At 73.3% G+C, this 16299-nt stretch carries 16 protein-coding genes; 9 read left to right on the top strand and 7 right to left on the bottom strand.

Going from position 1 to position 16299, the window contains the following annotated elements:
• The first annotated feature begins 80 nt into the window (after positions 1-80).
• The 3 genes from NE236_RS36685 to NE236_RS36675 all read left to right on the top strand — a co-directional run bounded on the left by NE236_RS36685 (position 81) and on the right by NE236_RS36675 (position 2798).
• Positions 81-1127, top strand: coding sequence for a hypothetical protein (locus tag NE236_RS36685; RefSeq protein WP_252846872.1), 1047 nt, complete (start codon positions 81-83; stop codon positions 1125-1127).
• Between the two features lie 286 nt (positions 1128-1413).
• Positions 1414-2553, top strand: coding sequence for an inorganic phosphate transporter (locus tag NE236_RS36680; protein ID WP_289851347.1), 1140 nt, complete (start codon positions 1414-1416; stop codon positions 2551-2553).
• 11 nt (positions 2554-2564) lie between these two features.
• A complete protein-coding gene (locus tag NE236_RS36675) occupies positions 2565-2798 on the top strand; it encodes a hypothetical protein (protein ID WP_252846871.1) in 234 nt (77 codons plus the stop codon).
• Between the two features lie 58 nt (positions 2799-2856).
• On the opposite strand, the gene NE236_RS36670 is transcribed toward NE236_RS36675, so the two are convergent.
• The 5 genes from NE236_RS36670 to NE236_RS36650 are packed head-to-tail and all read right to left on the bottom strand — an operon-like array spanning position 2857 to position 6413.
• Positions 2857-3282 carry a hypothetical protein gene (locus NE236_RS36670; protein WP_252846870.1) on the bottom strand — a complete coding sequence of 142 codons (426 nt, stop codon included), beginning with the start codon at positions 3280-3282 and terminating at the stop codon, positions 2857-2859.
• Complete coding sequence (locus NE236_RS36665) at positions 3279-4475, bottom strand: molybdopterin-dependent oxidoreductase (protein WP_252846869.1); 1197 nt, start codon at positions 4473-4475, stop codon at positions 3279-3281. Before NE236_RS36665 ends, NE236_RS36670 begins: the two co-directional genes overlap by 4 nt.
• Entirely contained in the window at positions 4445-5059 is a 615-nt protein-coding gene (locus NE236_RS36660; RefSeq protein ID WP_252846868.1) for a class I SAM-dependent methyltransferase, read from the bottom strand. Before NE236_RS36660 ends, NE236_RS36665 begins: the two co-directional genes overlap by 31 nt.
• The gene (locus tag NE236_RS36655) at positions 5056-5760 is read right to left on the bottom strand and encodes a TIGR04282 family arsenosugar biosynthesis glycosyltransferase (RefSeq protein ID WP_252846867.1); all 705 of its coding nucleotides are present in this window, start codon (positions 5758-5760) and stop codon (positions 5056-5058) included. Before NE236_RS36655 ends, NE236_RS36660 begins: the two co-directional genes overlap by 4 nt.
• Complete coding sequence (locus NE236_RS36650; protein ID WP_252846865.1) at positions 5757-6413, bottom strand: glycosyltransferase family 2 protein; 657 nt, start codon at positions 6411-6413, stop codon at positions 5757-5759. The genes NE236_RS36655 and NE236_RS36650 overlap by 4 nt, the downstream gene beginning before the upstream one ends.
• Positions 6414-6617: 204 nt before the next feature.
• Here NE236_RS36650 and NE236_RS36645 point away from each other — a divergent pair, with 204 nt between their 5' ends.
• The 3 genes from NE236_RS36645 to NE236_RS36635 are packed head-to-tail and all read left to right on the top strand — an operon-like array spanning position 6618 to position 9891.
• On the top strand, positions 6618-8075 hold the full coding sequence (locus NE236_RS36645) for a hypothetical protein (RefSeq protein WP_252846864.1): 1458 nt from the start codon (positions 6618-6620) through the stop codon (positions 8073-8075).
• Positions 8069-8767 carry a response regulator gene (locus tag NE236_RS36640; RefSeq protein ID WP_252846862.1) on the top strand — a complete coding sequence of 233 codons (699 nt, stop codon included), beginning with the start codon at positions 8069-8071 and terminating at the stop codon, positions 8765-8767. The genes NE236_RS36645 and NE236_RS36640 overlap by 7 nt, the downstream gene beginning before the upstream one ends.
• Positions 8764-9891: a sensor histidine kinase gene (locus NE236_RS36635; protein WP_252846858.1), complete on the top strand. Its 1128-nt coding sequence runs from the start codon at positions 8764-8766 to the stop codon at positions 9889-9891. Before NE236_RS36640 ends, NE236_RS36635 begins: the two co-directional genes overlap by 4 nt.
• Positions 9892-10214: 323 nt before the next feature.
• On the opposite strand, the gene NE236_RS36630 is transcribed toward NE236_RS36635, so the two are convergent.
• Entirely contained in the window at positions 10215-11201 is a 987-nt protein-coding gene (locus tag NE236_RS36630; RefSeq protein WP_252846857.1) for an NAD-dependent epimerase/dehydratase family protein, read from the bottom strand.
• Between the two features lie 279 nt (positions 11202-11480).
• Here NE236_RS36630 and NE236_RS36625 point away from each other — a divergent pair, with 279 nt between their 5' ends.
• The 3 genes from NE236_RS36625 to NE236_RS36615 all read left to right on the top strand — a co-directional run bounded on the left by NE236_RS36625 (position 11481) and on the right by NE236_RS36615 (position 15220).
• Positions 11481-12506: a pectinesterase family protein gene (locus NE236_RS36625; RefSeq protein WP_252846856.1), complete on the top strand. Its 1026-nt coding sequence runs from the start codon at positions 11481-11483 to the stop codon at positions 12504-12506.
• Positions 12507-12530: 24 nt separating this feature from the next.
• Positions 12531-13613, top strand: coding sequence for an RlpA-like double-psi beta-barrel domain-containing protein (locus NE236_RS36620; RefSeq protein ID WP_252846851.1), 1083 nt, complete (start codon positions 12531-12533; stop codon positions 13611-13613).
• 842 nt (positions 13614-14455) lie between these two features.
• Positions 14456-15220 (top strand): metallophosphoesterase, encoded by a 765-nt coding sequence (locus NE236_RS36615; RefSeq protein ID WP_252846850.1) that lies wholly within the window; start codon positions 14456-14458, stop codon positions 15218-15220.
• 3 nt (positions 15221-15223) lie between these two features.
• Here NE236_RS36615 and NE236_RS36610 read toward each other — a convergent pair whose 3' ends face one another.
• The gene (locus NE236_RS36610; RefSeq protein WP_252846848.1) at positions 15224-16264 is read right to left on the bottom strand and encodes a saccharopine dehydrogenase family protein; all 1041 of its coding nucleotides are present in this window, start codon (positions 16262-16264) and stop codon (positions 15224-15226) included.
• Positions 16265-16299 lie beyond the last annotated feature (35 nt).

Raw genomic sequence — 16299 nt, 5'->3', positions numbered from 1 at the left:
GCGGTGCACCTGATCTCGGCGTCGGCCGTCCCTTCCCGAATCTCATTGAGCGGTTCACCGAAAGGGTGAGGATGCGACGAATGCTCGTGGGGGCCGGCGCGGTGGCGCTGGCCCTGGGAATGGGCGCCGGTACGGCGCACGCGGCCACTCCGGCGTGGCGGGTCACCCAGACCACGAATCTGCCGGGTGACGATCTCATCAACGACCTCACGGTCGCGTCGACCGGGAGCACCTGGGCGGTGGGTGAGCGGTCCATCAGCGGGAAGCCGGGGCCGATCGTCCAGCACCTGTCCGGGACGACCTGGAAGAACGTGAAGCTGCCCGCCAGTTGGTCGATGCAGCTGAAGGTCGTCGACGCGTCGTCGAGCAAGAACGTCTGGGCGTTCGGCGAAGACGGTTCGATCGTGCGCTGGAACGGCAAGAAGTGGACGTCGTCGAAGTTCACCGGCGGCTTCCACCCGACCGACGCCGAGGCGCTCAGCGCCTCTGACGTCTGGGCGGTGGGCGGTGGCACGGCCCGGCACTGGAACGGCAAGAAGTGGGCGAGCGTCAAGCTCCCCGCCCAGGTCGGCACGGTCCACGCGGTGTCCGCCAAGAACATCTGGGCGGCCGGCTCCATCGGCGGCACCAAGGCCGCGGTCATCCACTGGAACGGCAAGTCCTGGAAGGTCGCGAAGACCGTCACCCTGCCCAAGCAGAGCGACGACGAGTCGACGTCCTTCGCCGACATCACCGTGTCGGGCAAGAACGTCTGGGCCGTCGGCTCCCAGTCGTGGTCGTGCGGCGAGGAGGGCGACGACGTCTGCTACAAGCCGCTGGCGCTGCGGCTGACCGGCACGAAGTCCAAGTCCTTCGTCGCCACGAAGGGCACCGGCTACACCAAGGTGGCGGCCGACGGGTCGGGCGGCGTGTGGGTCCTCCAGGGCGCGTGGAACGCGGCGATCGTCCACGTCACGGGCGACACGTTCACCTCCGCGGCCGCACCGCGTCCGGCCGGGCACGACATCAACCTGTCCACGCTGGAGAACCGCACGGGCACGAAGACCGTCTGGTCGGCCGGCGGTTCGTTCCCCGATGGCGACCCGGACGACCCGACCGGCAACGGGGTCTTCCTTCGCGCCGGCTGAGCGTCTCTGATCGAGGGCACCGGCCGATCGTCCGACGGCCATCGGCCGGTGATCCGCTGATCGGCCGAAGCCGATCCTCCGTACGGGCCCGGGACCCATGTCCCGGGCCCGTACGCCGTCCAGGGCGCCGGCGGTCGGCGCTGGGGCGGCGGCGCGTCCCCGCCGTCGCTTGCGGCGTCATTGCCGTACCTCAACTCCCGCGTTGCGTTCGATTCACTGCCCGTTAAGAGCGCCAAAGTAGGCTCTTGGACTAAAGACGCCGCCGGGCAGGCAGAGGGCGGGATCGATGGGCAACTGGTCGTTTCTGGTCGTGGCCGTCGTGATCACGGCCCTGGCATTCGACTTCACCAACGGTTTCCACGACACCGCCAACGCGATGGCGACCTCCATCGCGACCGGCGCGCTGCCTCCCCGGATCGCGGTGGCGATCTCGGGAGCGCTCAACCTGGTCGGCGCGTTCCTGTCCACGGAGGTGGCCAAGACCATCTCCGGCGGGATCGTCAATGACACCCTCGTCACGCCATCGATGATCTTCGCCGGGCTCGTCGGCGCCATCGTGTGGAACCTCGTGACCTGGGTGCTCGGCCTGCCGTCGAGCTCGTCCCACGCGCTGTTCGGTGGCCTCATCGGGGCGACGTGGGTGGGCGCCGGGGTCAAGGGCGTCCACTTCAGCGTGGTGACGGAGAAGATCCTCATCCCCGCGGTCGCCTCGCCGCTGATCGCGGGCGTGGTCGCGATGACGGCGACCTACCTGGCGTACGTCATCACCCAGCGCGGTCGCCGGCAGGAGGTCACCCGCGGGTTCCGGGCCGGGCAGATCGCGTCGGCCTCGCTCGTGTCGCTGGCGCACGGCACCAACGACGCGCAGAAGACGATGGGCGTCATCACCCTCACGCTGATCTCCGCGGGCGTGCTGTCGCACGGCTCGGGGCCGCCCTGGTGGGTCGTCACGGTGGCCGGCACGGCGATCGCGCTCGGCACGTACGTCGGCGGGTGGCGGATCATCCGCACGATGGGCAAAGGGCTGACCGACATCGAGTCGCCGCAGGGATTCGCGGCCGAGACGTCGGCGACAACGGTGATCCTGGCCTCCTCCCACCTCGGGTTCGCGCTGTCCACGACGCAGGTGTGCTCCGGCGCGATCCTCGGGGCCGGGATCGGCCGCCGGCTCGCGGAGGTGCGCTGGAGCGTCGCGGGCCGGATGGCACTGGCGTGGGTGTTCACCCTGCCCGCCGCCGCGGCGGTCGGCGGGGTGGCCGCGGCGGTCGCCGAGCAGGGCACCGTGGGGATCACGGTGGTCTTCGTCGCGGCGATCGCCGTCGCGGCCGGGATCTACGCGGTGTCCCGGCGGAATCCGGTGCACGCCGCCAACGTCAACGACCACCCGACGACGCCGATCATGTCGCCCTCCCAGGCCTCCGCGTGAAAGGTGGCGCGATGAACATCAAGTGGACCGCTCTCGGAGAGGTGGCCGTCGTCGCGTTCGCCGTCGGCGTCGCGATCGTTGTGATCTTCGCAGTGGGCGTCCTCGCCTGGTCGGTACGCCCGGCCGCGGGCGCCGACCGGAGACAGGCGGGGACGCTCGCCACCGTGGCGGCGGGGCTCTGCTTCCTCGCGTGCGCTCTGATCGTCTGTTACGGCATCTACCTGATCGTCCCGCAGTTGCACTGAGCCCGCCGGGACGCGGCAGTGAGCCGGTGACGGGTCGCCGCCGCCACCGGCACGGTCCTCACCGCGGACGGCGGGAACGTCCTCGTCTGACCCGTACCGCGCTCACCGCCACGGCGAGGGCGCCCGCCAGGCCGATCAGGGCGAGGATGATCGCCAGGTCGGCGCCGTACGCCCGGGGCAGCCGCGACGGGTCGCCGGCCCGGTTGCCGAGTCCGAGCACCATCGGCAGCGCGACCGCTGAGACACAGGCCGCGAGCACCAGCGACACCCGGACCGGCCGGCGGTACGGTTCCGGCAGCCGTCCGGTCAGCAACGCCGCGCCCAGCACGAGTGGGGCCAGCAGCAGGTCGTGCGTGAGCGCCGCGCCCGCGAACCAGACCAGCCAGCCCGCCGGGCGCGTTTCGGCGGCGTCGCGCAGCAGTCCGATGCCGCCGACGCCGATCAACGTGGCGCCGAAGCCGTAGGCGATCAGTCGTCCTCTCACGGCCGGTGCACCACCAGCCGGGCGATCCACTTGGTCTGCAGCACGCCGGGGCGGTCGGGGGCGATGAGCCGGCAGGGATACCCGTGGTCGAGCGACAGCGGCTCTCCGTTCAGGTCCAGGGCGAGGAGCGTGAGTTCGTCGTGCCAGTGCGGCGGGTCCACCTCGGAGGTCCGGTACCGCCCCCCTGCTTCGAGAGATTCCACCCGGACGCGTACGCCGGCGTCGACGCCCGCCGCGTGGAGCACGTCGCGGAGCCGTACCCCGGCCCAGGTCGCCTCCGCGCTCCAGCCCTCGACGCACGCGATCGGCAGCCGTACGACGTGGCGGGGCATGGCCCGCAGGTCGGCGAGGGAGAGGGACAGCTCACGCGCGACGTCCCCGGTGACGGCGAGCCGCCAGTCCGGATCCGGGGTGATGCCGGCGGCCGCCGCCGTCTTGTTCACCGGCAGCCGTTGCGGTCCCACGCCCGGCCGGCGCGGAGCGAGGAGCGCGAGCCCGCCGAGCGGGGTGAACGTCTCCCCGACGGTCGTGAGCCCGACCAGGCCGCACGCCCCCGCGACGGTCGCGAGGAAACCCCGGCGCGACGGCCCCATGGGCCGGGCGGCCGCGCCGCCCGCGGATCCGGACCTGCGCAGCCCACGGACCTTGGCCCACTCGTTGGCGACGTGGATGACGAGCGCGCCGTAGACGATGTAGGCCGTCCAGTAGTGCGCCGCCGGGAAGAAGAACGGGAACGGATAGAAGTACGCGATGTTGAACAGGCCGGTGACGAGCTGGAACAGCGCGCCGCCGACCAGCGGGAGGACCAGGGCCCGTTCGAGCGCGTGCCCGGCCGAGCGCACCGGCGGCCACTGCCACAGCTTCGGGTAGACCGTCCACAGTTTGGCGAGCAGGAGGGGGATCGTGGCCAGGCCACCGATCACATGGACGCCCTGGGTGAGGCGGTAGAGGCCGACCGGCCGCGACGGCCAGACCGCCCACCCCGGCGGATGCTGCATGAAATGGCTGATCAGCCCGGTGACGAACGCCACGGTGAAGCTGATGCCGAGCCACACGCCGAGCCACGCGGCGGTCCGCTCCGCGCGCTCGTCGCGTTCGCGGTGGATCGACCGTCCGAGAGCGGCGATCAGCCGGGCGGGGATCGACTCTCGGAGAGCGGCGATCAGCCCGGTGGGGTCAGGTCGGCGAACCATCGCCCGGCCTCCGTCCAGATCTCGGCCACCCGCAGGCCGGCCTCCTCCGCGTACGCGCCGATCGCGTCGCGGGCAACGTGCGACCAGCGGAACCAGTCGCTCACCTGCCGTGCGTCGCGGAGCCGCACCCACTCGGTGCGCGTCGTCGCGCCGAGTTCGACGATCGCGCGGCCCCGCCGATGCAGCAGGGCCTCGACGCGGCGCAGAAGCGCCGGAGGGTCGCCGCCGATGCCGATGTTGCCGTCGGCCAGCAGCACCGTCTCCCACCGCCCGGCGCCCGGGACGTGGTCGAACACGTCGCGGAGCAGCGCCAGACCGCCCGCCGCCCGCGTCATCTCGACGGCGTACGGCGTGACGTCGATGCCGAGCGCGGGCAGCCCGCGCTCGGCGAGCGCGACGGTGAGCCGCCCCGGGCCGGATCCCACGTCGAGCGTCGGCCCGGCGCAGCGGTCCAGCAGGGCGTCGTCACCGGGCCGCCCGTCGCACCACTGGTCCACCGGCAGGGGTTCCCGCCGTCCGTCGGCGTGCTCGATCCGCACCGATCCGAGACCGGCGAGCGAACCTTCGTACAGCCCGCCGATCATCGCGCGCCTCCCTGTGCCGGGTCGCTGCCCACTGGTTCGTGCGGGCCCTCGGCCCGGCCGATGCCGGCGAGTGCGGCGGCGAACCGGGTGCCGGGCGCCTGCGCCGCCACCCGTACGGCGTCGGCGGCGGTGTCCACGTCGGTCAGCGTGCCGAGGGTCGTGACCCGCAGGCCGCGCAGCCGGGCGCGCAGATGCGCACCGGTGTCCGGGCGGGACATCGGCACGCCGAGGAACAGGCGGGGAGCCGGCTCCCGCAGGCCCAGCAGCCAGAACCCGCCGTCGGCGGCCGGGCCGAACACCGCGTCGCCGTCGTCGAGGCTCTGGGCCGCCCGGGTGAGCGCCGCCGGGGTGACCTGGGGCGTGTCCATGCCGACCAGGACGGCGGGCCCGCCAGCGTCGTGGAAGGCGTTCGCGAGCCGCTCGTCCAGGCCGCCGCCCCGCTGCGGGATCACTTCGAACCCCTCCGGCAGCCACCGCCCCGCGCGCCCGGCGAGGACGAGCACGCGCCGTGCCGCCGGGGTCGCCGCGACGGCGGCGAGCGTGTCGGCCAGCGCCGCCTCCGCCAGCGCCGCCGCCTGTGCGGGCGTGTACGGCGGGGTGAGCCGGGTCTTGACCCGGCCGGGCACCGGTTCCTTGGCGATGACCAGTAGCGTCGTCATACCGCCGACGGCGTCGTCAGCGGGTCGTACGGGCGTCGTCATACCGTCTCCAGCACGCGCCGCATGTCGCGGACGGCCCGCAGCGTGCCCCGGACGGTGCCGGTCACCTTGGAACGGCCCGTACGCGGGTGGTAGGCGACGTCCGTCTCGGCGATCAGCCAGGCCCGGGAGCGGGCGCGCAGCACCATCTCCAGTGGATACCCGGATCGCCGGTCGGTGAGGCCCAGGTCGAGCAGGCGGGTCCGCCGGGCCGCCCGCATCGGGCCGAGGTCGCGCAGGCCCGCGCGGCGCGCGACGACGGCGTTGCCGAGCCGGGCGTGCGGCGGCCACGCGCGGAGCGACACCGGGCGCCGCCGGCCGAGCACGAGGTCGGCCCCGTCCGGGCCGTCGTTCTCCGCGGCGGTGCTCGCCAGGAGACCGACGACCCTGGTCAGGTCGGCGGGGTCGAGGGAGGCGTCCGCGTCCATGAAGCAGACGATGTCGCCGGTCGCGGCCAGCAGCCCGGTATGGCAGGCGGCGCCGAAGCCGCGGCGCGGCTCGTGGACGACCAGCGCGCCGTGGGCGGCGGCGACCTCGGCGGAGCCGTCGGCCGATCCGTTGTCGACCACGATCGGGCGAAAGCCCTCGGGCATCCGCGTCAGCACCCAGGGCAGGGCGGCGGCCTCGTCGAGGCAGGGCAGTACGACGTCGATCATGTTCCTGACGCTACGCCGGGAACCCCGTGCCCAACCCTTACGGAGTGATGACGTGTCCGGCGCATCGGCACTGGTCAGCCCTAGTGTGAAGGGGTGATCAGCTTCAGCGTGCCGGTGAGGTCGCCCGGCCGGAGAGGGCGTTCCTCCAGGTCTGCCCGCGCGCCGGTCCGCGGCTTCGGACCGGTTACGGGCCGGCGCGGCCGGGTGGCGCTCGCCGCCTGGTTCGCGATCATCCTGGCCGGGTTCGCGGTGGGCGCCGTCCTCCGTGACGCCGGGCACCTGCCGGCGGACCCCTTCCCGCCGTTGCACGCGGTGCGCCGCCTGCTGATCGGCCCGCTGCTGCCCGCGGCGGCCGTGGGCCTGCTCGCGGTCGCCGTCCTGCCGGTCGCGGCCCGGCGGCTGCCCTGGGCGGCGTTGCTCGCGGTCGCGTGGCTCGGATCCGCGCTGTGGGCCGTGCTGCTCCAGCTGCCGGACGGCCTCGCCCGACCGCTCACCACTCCGACCGAGTACCTGGCGGGCCTGCCCGCGATCGGCGACCACCCGCTGCGCTGGCTGCGCGGCTTCACGCGGGCCATGCAGGCGTACCCCACGCACGTGAAGGGCCACCCGCCCCTGCCGACCCTGATCCTGTGGGCGCTCCAGCGTGCGGGCCTGCACGGCGCGGGCTGGGCGGCGGCCCTGGTGATCGCGGCGGGCAGTTCGGCCTCGGTCGCGATCGCGCTCACCGTGCGGAGGCTGGCCGGCGCCGAGGCGGCCCGCCGGGCGGTGCCGTTCCTCGTCCTCGCGCCCACCGCCCTCTGGGTCGCCACGAGCGTCGACGCCTTGTTCCTCGGCGTCGCGGCCTGGGCCGTGGCCCTGGTCGCCCTCGCCGCCACGCGGCCCACGCCCGCGCCCGCGCCCGCGCCCGCGCCCGCGTCCGCGCCGACGTCCACGCCGACGTCCACGCCCGCGTCCACGCCCGCGTCCACGCCCACGCCCGCGTCCGCGTCCGCGCCCGCGTCCACGTCCGCGCCCATGTCTGCGTCCACGCCGACGCCCGCACCCGCGTACGCGTTCGCGGGCGGGCTGCTGCTCGGCTGCCTGCCGTACCTGAGCTACGGGCTGCTGCCGATGTTCGCGCTGCCGCTCGCCGTCCTCGTGCTGACACGGCCGCCGCGCCCGGTCCTCGTCGCGCTGGCCGCCGGCTGCGCGGTCGTCCCCGCAGCCTTCACCATCGCGGGGTTCTCCTGGTTCGCCGGGGTCGCCGGGACGCACGTCGCCTGGGCCGCGGGCGGGGGAGCACGCGCGCGGCCGTACGCCTACTTCCTGCTCGGGGACCTGTCGGTGCTGGCGCTGCTGATCGGCCCCGCGACCGCGATGGCCCTGCCCGCCGTCCTCCCGCGGGCCGTCGCCCTCGCTCGGGCGATGCTCCCCGGCGGCCCGGCCGAGGAGGCCACCTCGTGGATCGGGCGGCTCGGCTGGCCGGTCGCCGCCGCGCTCGCCGGGATGATCGCCCTGGACCTGTCCGGCGTCACGCGCGGTGAGGTGGAACGGATCTGGATCCCGTACGCCGCCTGGATGACGATCGCGCCCGCCGTCCACCGCCCGCCGGCCCGTACGCTGCTGCTCGCGCAGGCCCTGACGGCGCTGACGATCCAGGGATTGGTGTGGTCCCCATGGTGAGTTCCGAGACCGGGCGCGTGCTCGTCGTCGACGACGATCCGACCGTCGCCGACGTGGTGTCCCGGTACCTCGTCCGCGACGGGCACGAGGTCGTCTGCGTCGCCGACGGGTACGCCGCGCTGCGCGCCGCCGAGGAGCGGCCCCCGGACCTCGTCGTCCTCGACCTCATGCTGCCCGGCATCGACGGGCTGGAGGTGTGCCGGCGGCTCCGCGAACGCCGGCCGGTGCCGATCGTCATGCTGACCGCGCTGGGTGAGGAGACCGAGCGGCTGATCGGGCTGGAGATGGGCGCCGATGACTATGTCACGAAGCCGTTCAGCCCGCGTGAGCTGGCCCTGCGCGTGAAGTCCGTCCTGCGCAGGGCGCGCGGCGCGCTCGCGCCGGTCGGTGAGACGATCACCGACGGCGACCTGACCGTGGACGCCGCCGCCCACGAGGTGCGGCTCGGCGGCGAGGAGATCTCCCTGACGGCACGGGAGTTCGACCTGCTGGCGTTCCTGATGCGACATCCCCGGCAGGCGTTCACCCGCCTGGACCTGCTCCAGAAGGTCTGGGGCTGGGAGTTCGGCGACTCGTCGACGGTCACCGTCCACGTCCGACGGCTGAGAGAGAAGATCGAACAAGACCCCACCGCGCCCCGGCGGATCCTCACCGTCTGGGGCGTCGGCTACCGATTCGAGCCGCTCACATGATCCCTTTCAACGCGTTCGTCGAGGTGGTGGCGTACGCCGCCGGTGCCGCGCTGCTCGTCGGGGCGGTCGGCGTCTCGGCGTTGTACGCGCTGCGCGGGCGTTCCATCGCCGCCCTGCTGGCCGTCGTCTCGGCCGCGACCGTCCTGGCCACCGTGGCCGGCATCGTGGCGATCACCCTGAAGATGCTGATCAGCGACCACGACCGGTCCGTCGCGCTCACGGTCACCGTGATCGGTGGACTCGTCGGGCTCGGGGTGTCGCTGCTGCTGGGCCACCGGCTGATCGGTGGCACGCGTTCGCTGCTGGTGTCCGTGCGGCAGGCGGGGGAGACCGGAAGGTTCGGCCCGCCGGAGCGCCGGCTGCCCGCCGAACTCGCCGAGCTCGGCACCGAGCTGTCCGCCGCGTACGAGCGCCTCGACGCGGCCCGCGCCCGCGAACGCGCCCTGGAGTCCAGCCGCCGCGAGCTGGTCGCCTGGGTCAGCCACGACCTGCGCACGCCGCTGGCCGGGCTGCGGGCCATGGCCGAGGCGCTGGAGGACGAGGTCGTGGCCGACGCGGGGACCGTCCGCCAGTACCACGCGCAGATGCGGGCGGAGACCGACCGGCTCACCACGATGGTCGACGACCTGTTCGAGCTGTCCCGGATCCACGCCGGGGCGCTGCGGCTGTCCCGGCAGCGGGTGGGCCTCGGCGACCTGGTGTCGGAGACGGTCGCGGGGACGGAGCCCCTCGCGCGGGCCAAGGGCGTACGGCTGCGCGGGCAGGCGCAGGGCGTCCTTCCCGTCGAGGTGGACGCGGCCGAACTCGGCCGGGCCCTGCGCAACCTGGTGGTCAACGCCATCCGGCACACCCCGGAGGACGGCGGCGTGGAGATCGTCGCGGGAGCCGAGGAGGGCATGGCGTACGTCACGGTGTCCGACGCCTGCGGCGGGATCCCGGACGCGGACCTGCCGCGCCTGTTCGACGTGGCGTTCCGCGGCGAGGCCGCGCGGACGCCGGGCGGCGGAGCCGGGCTCGGCCTGGCCATCGCCCGCGGCATCGTCGAGGCCCACGCGGGGGAGATCGGCGTGTCGAACGCGGGCTCCGGCTGCCGCTTCGTGGTCCGCCTCCCCCTCGGCGTCTGACCCGAAGCAGCCTGCCGCTTCGTCGTCCGGCGTCGGATCGGCGTCTGATCGCCCGCCCGCGTCCGAGCGGAGGGCTCGGGAAAGGGCGGGCCGATCCAGCCCATAGCGGACGGAAGACCCTGCGGTCTGTACGTTCACCGAGCATCCTGCTCGCCCACCGGCCTAGGGTCGACCCTCTGACGTAAACGGCCGGCGCCGGACTGCCCGCCTAGCCCGCGTCGACCGGCCCGCGTCGACCGGCCCGCGTCGACCGGCCCGCGCCGACCGGCCCGTGCTGGCCGGGTCGAAGCCCGTCCGTGTCGGCTCGTCGACGTCGACGGGGCTCAGGGGCGGGTGACGAACTCGGTCATGCCCTCCTCGAAGGGGACCGAGGAGTGGAAGCCGAGCTCCGTACGGGCACGGCCGGGGGAGGCGACGACGTGACGGACGTCGCCCAGCCGGTATTCGCCGGTCACGACGGGATCGGGCCCGCCGTACACCTTGGCGAGGGCACCGGCCATCTCCCCGACCGTGCGAGGCTCGCCGCTGGCGATGTTGTACGCCCGCAGCTCCCCGGTTCGCGGGCCGGCCGCCTCGAGCGCCAGGAGGTTCGCACGGGCGACGTCCCGCACGTGGACGAAGTCGCGACGCTGCCCGCCGTCCTCGAAGACGCGGGGCGACTCGCCGCGTTCGAGGGCCGACCGGAAGATCGCCGCGACCCCCGCGTACGGGGTGTCGCGCGGCATCCGCGGCCCGTACACGTTGTGGTAGCGCAGCGCCATCACGGTTCCCCCGGTCGTACGGGCCCAGGACGCGGCGAGGTGCTCCTGCGCGAGCTTGGAATCGGCGTAGGCGTTGCGGGGGTCCACGGGCGCGTCCTCGCCGACGGCGCCGGGCGTCAGCACCGCCCCGCAGAGCGGGCAGCGCGGCTCGAACCGCCCGGCGGCCAGGTCGTTCTCCGCGCGCGGGCCGGGGCGTACCCGGCCGTGCGCGGCACAGTCGTAGGCGCCCTCGCCGTAGACGACCATCGAGGAGGCCAGCACGAGCCGTGGTACGCCCGCCCCGGCCATCTCGGCGAGCAGGACGGCCGTGCCCAGGACGTTGCTGGAGGCGTACGCGGGGAGGTCGGAGACGTCGACGCCGAGTCCGACCTTGGCCGCCTGGTGGCAGACGGCGTCGACGCCGATGAGACGCCGCGCGACGGTTGCGGCGTCGCGGACGTCCTCGCCCGACCGCAGGTCGAACGGGCGCACGTCATGGCCGTGCTCCCGGAGCGCCTCGACGACGTGGGATCCGATGAACCCGGCGGAGCCGGTCACGAGTACGCGCATGTCCGCACGGTAACCGCGAGGAGGCGGCCCGGCCCGGAACGACGGCGAGCCGTCCGCATTCCGTAAGAACCGCCGACCCCCCGCTCAGTGATCAGGGCGGCGGCCGGTGAAACCTTCAGCGCGGACCCGCCGCCGACCGGGCCGGTGACCTGAGGCGATGGCCGGAGACCGCCGAGTCGTGAGCGCCGATGCGAACCCAGTTTTTGACACGGCGTTCCACTGGCCGGAACCTGCTCCTGATCCGGGTGGCCCCGCCCGGTCGACCCCTCGGGAGGCGGGATGCCCCGGACACCACGCATCGGTTCCGTGGCGGTCGTCGTGTCGTCGCTGGCACTGACGACGGTGACGGCGTTCGGCGGATCGGCGTCGGCGGCCACGGTCGTCACCGTGGCCAAGGACGGCAGCGGGAACTTCACCACCGTCCAGGCCGCCGTCGACGCCGCCCCGTCGAACGGCTCCGGCACGTACGAGGTCGACATCAAGCCGGGGACCTACCGGGGCACCGTCTCGGTCGCGTCCGCCAAGACGCACGTCACCCTCAAGGGCCTCGGGTCGGCCGCGGACCAGGTCGTCATCGTCGAGAACCACGCGGCGAGCTCATACGGCACGCAGGGCAGCGCGACGGTGGCCGTGTCCGCCAGCGACTTCCGCGCCGAGAACCTGACCTTCGCCAACGACTACGACGAGGCGAAGAACGGGAGCTCGCAGGCGGTGGCCCTCGACCTCAACGCGGACCGCGCGGTCCTCAACAACGTGCGCGTCCTCGGCAACCAGGACACCCTGCTGCTGTGGACCGCGAGCACGAGCACGGTCGGCCGGTCCTACATCCGCACGTCCTACGTCGAGGGCGACGTCGACTTCATCTTCGGCCGGGGGACCGCGGTGTTCGACCGCTCGGAGATCCACTCGCTCAGCCGCGGCTCGTCCACCAACAACGGGTACGTCACGGCGGCGGCCACGACCAACACCAACCCGTACGGCTTCCTGTTCTACCGATCGACGCTGACCGGCAACGCCTCCGCCAAGTCCGTCTACCTCGGCCGCCCCTGGCACCCGTCCGGCGACGTCAACGCGGTGGGCCAGGTGCTGTTCCGCGAGTGCACGCTCGGCGCGCACGTCCGTGACGACCCCTGGACGGACATGTCCGGGTTCTCGTGGAAGACCGCGCGCTTCTCCGAGTACACGAACACGGGCGCCGGAGCGGCGGTCAACGCCAACCGGCCGCAACTGAGCGCTTCCCAAGCGCCCTCCTACACCCCGGCCCGGTATCTGGCCGGATCGGACGGCTGGAACCCGGTGTACTGACCGACCCCCTGGACGGAGGCTCAGATGCCCGAGCGGAACCGCAGGCGCTACCGGCTGCGTAGGTGGCTGCCGGCCGTGGGCGCGCTGATGTTCGCCTGCACGTCCCCGATGGCGACCGGATCGCACACCGCGGCCCTCGCCGCACCGGCCGCCCGGACACCCTCCGGAGGGACGGCCACCCCCGGAACCGTCGGCGGTGCGGCCGGCGGGGCGTCGTCCGGCGCAGCGGTCGCCCCAGGGGGCGTCGGCGGGGCGGCTCCGGCGGCGTCGTCCCCGGTCACCGGCAACGCGACCTGGTTCACCGGGCTCGGCTCCCCGTACGGCGGGTGCGGCCTTCCGCAGGCGAACATTGACAGCCAGGACTTCGTCGCGCTCAACGTCTTCAACACGCCGCACGACTACAACGGCTACCCCCGCCCGATCGCCGCGTCGGACGCGGCCCGGATGGGGATCTTCGCCAACGGCCTGAACTGCGGCCGGTACGTCCAGGTGACCATCGGCGACTACTGCACAGGCGTCAACGACGGAGCGCCGAACCAGCCGTTCTGCCGGAACGGCTCCTGGACCGCCGACGCCTACGACGGCGCGACGCTGACCATGCTGGTCGCCGACAGCTGCGCCGACGGCAACGCCTGGTGCCGCGACGATCCGTACCATCTCGACCTCGCCCAGGGGTCACTCAACCGCTTCGTCAAGAACGGCGCTCCGGTCGGCGACATGTACCCGAACCACTGGAACAACCGGCACATCAGCTGGCAGTTCGTGTCCGCGCCCGGATACACCGGCGACATCAAGATCGGGTTCCTGCAGAACGCCCAGGTCTGGTGGCCGGTCATCGCGGTCTCCCACCTGCCGAACGGGATCCACGGCGTGCAGTACTACGACGGCAGCGCGTGGAAGAACGCCACGATGGACGGCGACATGGGCCAGGCGTACGTCATAGCCCCGACGGCCACCGCCGGCCGCGACTACCGGATCCGCGTCGTCGACGCCTCCGACGCGCCGGTGGGCGGCGGCCGCGTGTACTCCTTCTCCCTCCCGTCCTCCTGCGCCAGTTCCTGCGGCCCGGCCTATACGCCAGTGGCATACACAACGGCAACGGGCTGAGAGGGGGCCGCAGGGCCGCCCCCTCCACGTTGCCGCCGTCGTTGACCGCCCGATCCGCCCGATCCGGGACAATCCGCCGTCCACACCGGCGGCAAGGAGACATCACCGGCGGCTAACTCACGACACCACCGACTTGTGGCGGATGAGGCCCCCTTCCGGATACCCCCGACGCGCGCACTGCGCGCCGGGGGCATGTTGAGCGGGCCGGCACTAGTTGGCTAGCTAGCTGGCCAGTCGCCTACCAGCCAGCAGATGCACGTCCCCCGGCAGCCGCACGCCAGTTTGTCCGACGCGCAGGTGCATGTCCCGGTGCAGCCGCAGGGGAGCTGCTTGTTGGTGTTCTCTTCCTGGGGCATTGCTATTGACTCCCTGTTTGTGTCGATCGTCGTGGCGCCTTTAGGCGCCCGAGGCAGCCCTGGATGGGTGGCCTCATTGAGATCGTCCGGAAACGACGTATTGGCGCAAACGGCCAGCTCCTCGGCCTGGACGCGCGGCTGGAGGCGGGCCACCTGCGCGGCCAGCATCCGCTGGTCCCCGGACATCGATGGTTCAGCTGGCGTCGCGGCGGCCAGCACCACCGCGGCCGCGCCCATCAAGGCCCGCACCACGATCGGCCCGTGGCCGACCTCGGGTCGACACGAACGCCAGGCCGGCCCCGCGCCGGCGCCTCAGCGACCAGAGGGAACTCTCGCTACCGCCGGTATTCCGAACCACCCCGACCTCCCGCCTCCACCCCAGAACCTGAATACACGGGCCATTCCGTAGGTTCTATTAAGTGGTCGCCGGCTTCTGACCCATAGTGGCGCTGCATACCCCTCGCACGCGCCACGTACGGTCGCCGTGTGATCGTCTTTGCGCATCTCAGCGACACCCACCTCGACGGCACGCCGCGCGCGACCGCGCGGACGGCCGCCGTCCTCGCGTACCTCGACCGGCTGCCGTACGACCTGGACGCCATCCTGGTCACCGGGGACATCGCCGACCACGGACTGCCCGCCGAGTACGAGGAGGCGCGGCGGCTCCTGGCCTCCCGGCATCCGGTGCTGACCTGCCCGGGCAACCATGACGTCCGCGCCCCGTACCGTCAGGTGCTTCTCGACGAGCCGGTCGGCGACGGACCCGTCAACCAGGCGCACCGCATCGCGGGGGCGGTATTCGCGATGTGCGACTCGTCGATCCCGGGGCGGGACGACGGCCGTCTCGACGACGAGACCCTGACCTGGCTGGAGGGGGTGCTCGTCGAGACACCGCCCGGAACGCCGGTGTTCGTCGTCTTCCACCACCCGCCCGTCGTCCTGCACGCCCCGTACGTCGACGGGATCCGGCAGTTCGGCGAGGACCGGCTCGCCGGGCTCATCGGCCGTCACCCGGACGTCGTCGCCGTCCTGTGCGGCCACGCCCACACCCCGGCGGCGACGGCGTTCGCGGGCCGGCCGCTGCTGGTCGCGCCCGGGGTCGTCTCCACCACCCGCCTGCCCTGGGAGACGGGCACGTGGGGGACGGACACGGACGGCCTCGTCGACCTCGACATCCCTCCCGCGCTCGCCTTCCACGTCCTGGACGACGAGGGGCGGCTGACCACTCACTACCGGGTCGTCACGCTCTGACCGTCACGACCCGGTGACCTGCCAGGTGACGTCGTGCGGGGCGAGGAAGTCGAGGAAATCCGCCGGGTCGAACGCCTGAGCCGGGGCCAGCGCTCCCGCCCGCCTCTCGCCGGAGACCCGGCCCTCGTCGGCGGCGAGCCGCCGGGCCCCCTCCACGGCGATCACCGCGGTGAGCCTGTACGGATCCGGGCCGGTGACCCAGCCGCGAGCGCGGCCGCCCCGGCCGTCCTCGGCCTGGGCGACCATGAGCCACCGGGCGGCGCGGCGGGCGTCCTCGTCCGGCGTCTCGGGGATGCTTTCCACGACGTCCGGCGTCAGCGCCAGGAACGCCGCGGCCACCTCGGCCGCCACGACGCTCCGGACTCGGCGCGCCGTCACGTGGCGCGGCACGGTGGCGACCCCCGGCAGCGGGAACGAAGTGACCGGCACCTCCTCGTCCGCGCCGGGTACGGCGAGCGACGCGGGCGCGTCGTCACCGGCCGGGACCCAGGCGCCGTCGACGTAGTCGAGCGGCCCTTCGGCGAACACCTCCGCCATCGTTCGCGCGGTCCCGCGTGAGACCGCACCGGGACGCCGCATGTCGGCGATGAGCAGCTCCGCGACCGGTGAGACCCGCTCGGCCGTCAGGTGCGCGATCAGGTCGCCGGGGCCGCCGTCGTCGGCGAGTCCCGGAACGACCGCGACTCCGGCGCGTTCGGCGTCGGCGTCGTACGCCGCCAGGATCCAGTTGATGTACCGCTGCTCGCCGGTGGTGTCGACATAGTGCCGGCCCGCGGCGATGGCGGCGCGCACCACGGGCTCGCCCTGTGAGGTGAACGGCCCCGCGCAGTTGACCACCGCGTCGCAGTCGCCGAACGCGCCGGCCAGTGCCGCGGGGTCGTCCAGGCCCGCGACGCGGACGTCCCCGCCTCCGGCCTCCACCGTGGCCTTGCGCAGGCGTTCCTCGTTCCGGCCGACCAGGACGGGGGTCATGCCCCTGCGAAGTACCTCGGTGACGGCGAGCCGGCCGGTGAATCCACTGGCCCCGTAGACGGCGATTCTCATCTCGTTCTCCCTGAAGGTCTCGGGCGGGCCGCGGC

Origin of the sequence: Actinoallomurus purpureus (genome assembly GCF_024055795.1) — a bacterium.
Classification (GTDB): Bacteria; Actinomycetota; Actinomycetes; order Streptosporangiales; family Streptosporangiaceae; genus Actinoallomurus; species Actinoallomurus purpureus.
This window is presented reverse-complemented; position numbering and strand designations above follow the sequence as displayed.